Origin of the sequence: Vibrio sp. JPW-9-11-11 (genome assembly GCF_013369335.1) — a bacterium.
In the GTDB taxonomy this organism is placed as follows: Bacteria; Pseudomonadota; Gammaproteobacteria; order Enterobacterales; family Vibrionaceae; genus Vibrio.
The window spans coordinates 1-7336 of the sequence record NZ_SZQJ01000017.1; the positions used below are offsets into that span (position 1 = coordinate 1).

Consider the following 7336-nt stretch of genomic DNA (forward strand, 5'->3'; position numbering starts at 1 on the left):
AAATCAGTCATTTGTGGTAAAACATAACAAACAATTCAAGCAGACCCTCAACGCGTGGCACTTTTGGTTTGCGTGTGGCTTTGCGTTTACGGCGCTATGCGGAAGGTGCGCCAGGGCGTTTCGGGCTACTTAATTGGGCGTTAGCACTAGGTTGGTATCAAAGGCTAAAAGTTTCTGTTTTTATTGGTTTCTTTTCCTCGCTTTGCACCTGATCAAATGTGCCTTTCACGTTCGCTCCGGTGGCACTAGATGTGAAGTTTTCGCTTTGAGTTTACCGTTTACGGTTTCTAACTTTCGAGCTATTTCTCTGGCGTGGTTTCTTTGGAGCTGAGAAATTTTCGGCAAAACAAGCGTTTCTTTGTTTATGTTGTTCAAGTTCGAAGCCCGTATTCTTTGCTAATTTGAAAGTGGTGCAAAAGGGCAGTTAACCATGTTTTTCTTCTAGCCAACTTACGTCTTGAAGTTTGTTTTTAGTTTGGCAGTTGTCCGTTTGGCTTTGGTGTTTTAAACCATAACTTTCGTGCTATATTTCAATATCTTGGCGTGTGCCAAAGGCTTAAAGGGCAGTGTGCTAACAAACAGTTCAAGTGGGATTCAGCACGCGTGGCATTTTTGGTATGCGACTGATTTCGGTGTTGAAGTGCAATGCAGCGGCTTGGTCATTGCGTGCTTCACCCCTTAACTGGGCGTTATACCTTTTTACGAAATACATGAATTTTTAATGGAGTATTAAATATGTTTAAAGCAGGTTTTGTTTATAAACCCACTCACCCAACGATTCATTTCATCAAAAATGATGCAATTTTCAATCGTAGGATGGGAGATGACAAAAAATTCACACTCGAGGAAGCTGAAGCAAAAATTTTTGCTGATGAATTTGAAGCCAAAAGTGCTATAGATTTTTTGATTCCTCCGCCGAAACCTAATTACCAATTGACGCCAGTAACGCTGAATGTAAAAACTGGGGAGCGTAGGGTTCATACTCCTTACCAACCATAGGTATAACAAAGCATTTAAGAGTGATTCGCAACGCTTGGCTGTTTCGCTTCGCTCAAGTATAGCCAAGCGTCGCTCACACCTTAATGCGGCGTTAGGTGCTCGGAGGGAATGATGAGTTCAAAGGAAGTTGTCCTAGCTTTTTGGGATGCAATGAAAACAAATGATTTTTCAAAAGCTAGTGAGTGGCTAAGTTCAGATTTTGAGGGCTTTTGGCCTCAGTCTGGCGAGTTAACAGTTGGTCGAGAAAATTTCACAGCGATTAATTCTTATTATCCAGCAAATGGTGTTCGGGAATTTGAAGTTCATTCTGTCGTGTGTGATGGAGAAACTGTCGTAACTGATGTTTCAATTACGGATAGTGTTCAAAAAGCTCGAGCTATAACATTTCACACTGTTGAAAATGGCTTAATAACTAAGCAAAAAGAGTTCTGGCCTGATCCTATGGAAGCACAGGAGTGGCGAGCAAAATGGGTTAAGGTCGTGCAGGAATAATAAGCTCCGCACCTAACAAAGCATTTAAGAGTGATTCGCAACGCTTTGCGTTTTCGCTTCGCTCAAGTATAGCCAAGCGTCGCTCACACCTTAATGCGGCGTTATAACGCATCAATGTAAAACGTTACTGAGACACACACCGAAAAATCATTATCCTTTTCTTGAACGTTAGTTTTTGAATTGCTTGTATCCTAGGTGCATATCAAAATAAGGATAATATTATGGCTTTAAATGGAAGTTGTCTGTGTGAACGTATTAAATATCGCATCTCTGGTCAGTTGTCTGATGTACTAAATTGTCACTGCTCTATGTGCCGAAAGTTACATGCTTCAGCGTTTAGAACTCGTGCGAAAGTAGCAACTCAAGACTGGGAGACATTACAAGGCGCTGAGTACATCAAATTTTATGAATCATCTGAGGGTGAGCATAAAGGTTTTTGTTCTGAATGTGGTTCAAGTCTGTACACTAAGTTTGATGCTTACCCAGAAGTCTTGGGGTTTCCTTTAGGTACTCTAGATGATGATCCTAAGGTAAATGCTACGAGGCATGTTTATGTTGGAAGCAAAGCGCCTTGGTATGAAATCACAGATGATTTGCCTCAGCAGGAAGAGTTCGACTAGCGTTATAACAAAGCGTTTAAGACAGATTCCCAACGCATGGCATTTTTTATTCTATCGTTGGGTTTTGTGTTTACGGTGGTATGGTTAGGTTTCGTGGTGGCGTTGCTCACTACTTAACGCGGCGTTATGTGACTGGTATGAGATTCGAACACAAGAAAGTAGAACCAAGCAATATTGATTTTCAGTCACTCGTGGCTGAATTGAACTCATCACTTAGCCAGATCACTAATGATTCTGGCGAAAGCTCGTTTTCGTCTGATGCTTTCGATCCGTCGAAAGATGGATGTATTGTGGTCTACCTAAACAAAGTTGCTGTAGCGTGTGGGGTTTTTAGGCACCATCAAAATGAAGTCTGTGAATTAAAGCGAATGTACTCAAATAAACCTGGCGCAGGTGGTTATTTACTCAAACAACTAGAATGTTATGCGGTTGAAAAAGGTTATAAAAAAGCCGTCCTATCTACACGTAGAATTAACTTAAAAGCGGTGAACTTCTATAAACGTAACTCTTATTCAGAGTCAGGTGCATATGGAAAATACGTTGGTGTAAAACGGTCAATTTGCCTATCAAAGGCGCTAGTCACATAACAAAGCATTTAAGAGGGATTCACAACGCTTGGCGGTTTTGGTTTGAATCGGCTTTAGTGTTTACGGCACAATGGTTTAGGTCAGGTGGTGGCGTTGTTCACCCCTTAATGCGGCGTTAGTTTGCAAGAGGAAAAACGCAGCTATATCGCAAGGTCTAGTGGTAAAAGCTCAAAGTCGAAATTGTCGTATCGGCGTCCAATTTCAGTGTTAACTAGCGTGGTGAAAATCCAAAATTGGCATCGTTTCAATGGTTGATTTGTTCTTTGGTGCGGCGACTTTGGGGTTAATTGAGTGGTACTTTTTTGCTGAAACTCTGCTCTGTGAGTTTATTGGTACAAAAGCCGATTTACTTGCTGAAAGGACGCTTTCTCTGGTGTGGTAAGTTCACTTGGCTTCAGTGGCTTTGTTGAAAGTCCGCATTGCGAGATTGGTTTTCCAAAAGCGCTTTTTGGTGTTGTGAGCTCGTTTTCTGCGACGTTGTTTGTTCCAAGTGGTTTCATTGAGTAGCCGCTTTGAGACTACGCCTGACTTAATTGCATCAAAGCACATGGGGTTTGTTGTTTTCAAAATTTAAAATAACGTAAAATCAACTCTTTGGGTTTGCAAACTAACAAACTGCTCAAGAGGGATTCACAACGCGTGGCATTTTTACTATGCGTTGATTTTAGTGATTAAGGTGGTATGCAGTGGCTTCGGTATTGCGTTGCTCACCCCTTAGCAGGGCGTTATGTGTACAAGGAGAAAATATGAGTCGTGTGGTAGATGCACTGCTTGATAATGCATATCAAGATTTAAAGCTGCTTCAAGGAAATGATCAAAAAGGGGATGTATTTTCTATCCCACGTAATGTGGATTTTCTCTTGCTTGCCAAAGATGCTTCGAGGGCAGAACTTGTTGCAAGCTTCATCAACGACAATAGTTATGGTGAGGCGACCTATACGGAGGTTGCTGGTGAGCATAGAATACAGGTAGTAATAAACATGCCTATAACTCAAAATGTCCTCAATTCAGTTTCAGGTTTAATGACTTGTCTTTCAGTGATCTATGACCTCGAGTATGACGGCTGGGGATGTGAGCTGCAAAAAAACACATAACAAACAATTTAAGAGGGATTCCCAACGCTTGGCATTTTTGGTTCTACTTCAAGTTAAGTGTTTATGGCACAATGCTTTAGGTTTGGGTGGTAGCGTTGTTCACCCCTTAATTGGGCGTTATGCGACTAGGAAAAAATCTTCTATATCTCTCTTTCTCGCTCTCTTTGGCCATCTGTTTTTCGGTATCGGCAACTCAGCATTGTCGGCCTAGGTTCTTGAATAACTCTGGCCGTAAAACATGCCAAAGTTCGCGGGTTGCCTCATTTGTTCTCAGTGTTGGTTCTTGGAAAGTTTGGTTGGCACAAAGTGTGGTAAGTTCAAGTTTATCGGCAGTTCATCTTCGTTGGTTTTTCTCAGCGTTGAGTTTCTCGAAGCAAAAGCTGAGTCATGCGCTTACATTCACTATTAGTCACTTGTTGGAAGTTGGTCTGTAACATAGTGACTTCGGCTGTTTGGTGAATCACAAAAAGTGCTTGGTTTGTTTGTGGTTTTTTGCGTCTGAGGTAATCTTCATCTGCCCAACTTGGCTTATGCGTGTGAATTCGCATAACAAACAATTCAAGCAGACCCTCAACGCTCGGCGATTTTAGTTTGCGTCGGGTTTGGAGTTGCCGAGCAATGCGGGAAGTGAGCCAATGCGTTTCGGGCTACTTAATTGGGCGTTATAAATCATCACAGCGAGGTGAACAAATTGTCCGGTAATGAATCGAACTATTCGAAGGAGTTGGTGATTATCATCAATTCAGTCGCAGCTTTTATTATGATCTTCGCATTGAAGCTCGCATATGGCGCGCTTTATTTGAACCTTATGGAGTCTGGGAGTGATCGCTCTTGGGTAATTGGTAGCATCGTTAGTGCTTTTGTTGTCACTACCGTATGTGTTGGTTTGTTTTTGCGGAAAGAGATAGCAAGGAAAGTAGCAATAGGAGGTTCAGTATTTGGGCTATTTATATTTCCTGTTGGTACTTTGGTCTCTATAGTTTTTGCGCTGTGCTTGGTGAAAAATAAGGCCTACTACAAATAATTTATAACAAAGCATTTAAGAGTGATTCGCAACGCTTGGCGTTTTCGCTTCGCTCAAGTATAGCCAAGCGCCGCTCACACCTTAATGCGGCGTTATGAAACTTCCAATTTGGCTAGGTCGAAAATAATTAAGAGGTAATAACAATGGATATTGCTTTTTGTACTATTGATGGAAAAGAATGGTACGCAGATGAATTTTGGGCGTTAGGTGAAAAAGCTATAGTAACTATGCGCCGAAATCTGCAATGTACTTCTTGTAAAGGCGATGCTTGGTTTAGAAAATCTAGTTATGGGAACAAAGTTCCCCATTTCTGTGCCCATCACTCTGAAGATTGCACATATGCGACAAATTATGAAGTCGTTGATGATGGCGATGGAGGCGATGGACAGCCTGCGGCTAATCCAGACTCAGGCATAGTTTTGGATCTTGGCTTAGATAAAAACTATGAAGTGGATGTTCAAACGCCAGCACCGAAACCTGACACTCCTGTGGGAGAGCGAAGATCAGGAAAAGAGGTTAAAAATGGTGGTGGTAAAGATTACCCTGCGCATTTAACACTTAAAAACACATTATATAAGCTAGTTCGTTCCGATAAGCTCTATACATCTGATTCTAAAGTAACAATACCTAATGCTCCCATTCAGGGTTTACCAGAAAAAGCGAACGAGTTATTTGTAAACTTTAAAGATGTCCATGAAGGGTACAACGGGCTAAGTCGAGTTTATTGGGGCTTTATCAGTGACGCTGGCTTTACTGCAGATGGTAGGCTTTGGTTAAACGCAGGTAATCGCACCGATGGCTTAAGTGTTTCAATCAATCCTGATATCACAGAAGAGTTCCGAGCTTACTTTAAGGTAGATAAGTCGTTAGACCAATTAGAGGGTTGTCATGCCCTTATCATTGGTGATTGCTACTATGCAACAACAGGAAAACCAGTAATTTGGTGTGGTAGTTTGGATTACGTTGTGCTTCGTCGATACAACTTTGACAAAGTTTCATAACAAAGCATTTAAGAGTGATTCCCAACGCTTGGCATTTTCCATTCTGTCGTTGGGTTTAGTGTTTACGGTGGCATGGTTTAGGTTAGGTGGTAGCGTTGCTCACACCTTAATGCGGCGTTATATGCTCTAGAGGAAATGGATAATTCGATGATCGAGACTGAAAGACTAATACTTAGCCCTGTAACCTCAGAAGATTATGATATTTATACAAAACTTCTGACTTGCGCTGAAACAACAAGATATTTACCGGGTGGAAAGCCTTTTAGCTTGGAGTACATTCAGAATTACGTACCAAGCAAAGTGGCTCACTGGTCGAAAGGCTATGGTACTTTCATTGTTGCGTTAAAGAGTAAACCATATCAAAAAATCGGTTATGCTGGCGTTGAGTTAGTTCCTGACTCGAGTTTTTCAGATATCAGGTATGCATTACTATCTCAATATCAAGGTAAAGGGTACGCTTTTGAAGCTTCAAAGGCAGTCTTAAATTTCACCTTAGAATCGGGTTTGGTGTCTGAAGTTTATGGTGTAGCGGTAATAGAAAATCTGGCATCAGAAAAACTACTCCGCAAGCTTGGTATGCAAGAATCCACAGAACGTTTGTACGACAGTGATGACTTGGTTACTCTCTCTACTCAAACACGCATATAACAAAGCGTTTAAGACGGATTCACAACGCTTGGCAGTTTTGGTTTGAATCAAATTTAGTGTTTACGGCACAATGGTTTAGGTTCGGTGGTCGCGTTGTTCACCACTTAACGCGGCGTTATGTGAAATATCCAATAATTCAAATAGTAGGTGCTAGTAAGTCATGATTTCACAGCAAGAAAGAGACTTTATTGTTCAGATTAACCAATCTGAAACAACAGCATTAGGTTTGCAAGCAGTTACTGAAACGTCAAATCCATTTTTCCTAGAGGAACTAGCGAATAGCTATAACTGGGATAACGGACTAGAGATTATATGTGCTATTGCTGAAAGCAAGTATTGTGACTTAGGTGTAGCATTGAACATATTTTGGCTTGCTGAATCTATGGTTTTCCTTACTGGCGAAATTGAACGAAACCCATATAACGGTACATGGTGTGATTTGAGTGAAAAGTTATCATCAAAGATTTCTAAAGGTGAATATCTTGTCGGGAAAGTGAGTTTTGAGCCTCAACTAAGTAAAGTTCAAAAATACAAACTACTGCGTGAAGGCATCCCTGAAGTTTTCCTTAAAAAAGTTGTAGGTACGAGGTAAATTTTCACTTAGTATCAAGTTTGAAGTGCGACACTTTTTACAGATGCGCATGAATATACTCCGTTGGTGTTCTATACCCAAGCCTTTTGCGTGGGCGCGTATTTAATTTGTGTGCAATTTCATTGCAGAGCTTCTGTGTCACGTGTGACATAGAAGTGCGTTTTGGTAAGTATTGTCGTATCAAGCCATTGGTGTTTTCATTAGTGCCTCGCTCCCATGAATGGTATGGATTTGCAAAGTAAAACAGGCAGTTATGATGTTTTTCTAATTGTGCATAAC

The 7336-nt window shown here is 41.1% G+C and carries 10 protein-coding genes; 9 read left to right on the top strand and 1 reads right to left on the bottom strand.

Annotated features, from left to right (window positions below; all coding sequences use genetic code 11):
• The first annotated feature begins 735 nt into the window (after positions 1-735).
• The 9 genes from FCU94_RS15515 (at position 736) to FCU94_RS15555 (ending at position 7057) form a co-directional block, all read left to right on the top strand.
• Positions 736-999: a hypothetical protein gene (locus FCU94_RS15515; RefSeq protein WP_176289411.1), complete on the top strand. Its 264-nt coding sequence runs from the start codon at positions 736-738 to the stop codon at positions 997-999.
• 111 nt (positions 1000-1110) lie between these two features.
• Positions 1111-1491 carry a nuclear transport factor 2 family protein gene (locus FCU94_RS15520; protein ID WP_176289416.1) on the top strand — a complete coding sequence of 127 codons (381 nt, stop codon included), beginning with the start codon at positions 1111-1113 and terminating at the stop codon, positions 1489-1491.
• 221 nt (positions 1492-1712) lie between these two features.
• Positions 1713-2111: a GFA family protein gene (locus FCU94_RS15525; RefSeq protein ID WP_176289412.1), complete on the top strand. Its 399-nt coding sequence runs from the start codon at positions 1713-1715 to the stop codon at positions 2109-2111.
• Positions 2112-2248: 137 nt separating this feature from the next.
• Positions 2249-2698 (top strand): GNAT family N-acetyltransferase, encoded by a 450-nt coding sequence (locus FCU94_RS15530; RefSeq protein WP_025787434.1) that lies wholly within the window; start codon positions 2249-2251, stop codon positions 2696-2698.
• A 247-nt stretch (positions 2699-2945) separates the two neighbouring features.
• Positions 2946-3080, top strand: coding sequence for a hypothetical protein (locus FCU94_RS19365; RefSeq protein ID WP_255199284.1), 135 nt, complete (start codon positions 2946-2948; stop codon positions 3078-3080).
• Positions 3081-3444: 364 nt separating this feature from the next.
• Entirely contained in the window at positions 3445-3792 is a 348-nt protein-coding gene (locus FCU94_RS15540; protein ID WP_176289413.1) for a ribonuclease E inhibitor RraB, read from the top strand.
• A 1167-nt stretch (positions 3793-4959) separates the two neighbouring features.
• Positions 4960-5817: a hypothetical protein gene (locus FCU94_RS15545; RefSeq protein WP_005472288.1), complete on the top strand. Its 858-nt coding sequence runs from the start codon at positions 4960-4962 to the stop codon at positions 5815-5817.
• Positions 5818-5964: 147 nt separating this feature from the next.
• The gene (locus FCU94_RS15550; protein WP_176289414.1) at positions 5965-6465 is read left to right on the top strand and encodes a GNAT family N-acetyltransferase; all 501 of its coding nucleotides are present in this window, start codon (positions 5965-5967) and stop codon (positions 6463-6465) included.
• Positions 6466-6625: 160 nt separating this feature from the next.
• Entirely contained in the window at positions 6626-7057 is a 432-nt protein-coding gene (locus tag FCU94_RS15555; RefSeq protein ID WP_176289415.1) for a DUF4274 domain-containing protein, read from the top strand.
• A 37-nt stretch (positions 7058-7094) separates the two neighbouring features.
• On the opposite strand, the gene FCU94_RS15560 is transcribed toward FCU94_RS15555, so the two are convergent.
• A partial coding sequence (locus FCU94_RS15560) for an IS30 family transposase (RefSeq protein WP_176289401.1) occupies positions 7095-7336 on the bottom strand: 242 nt, incomplete at its 5' end.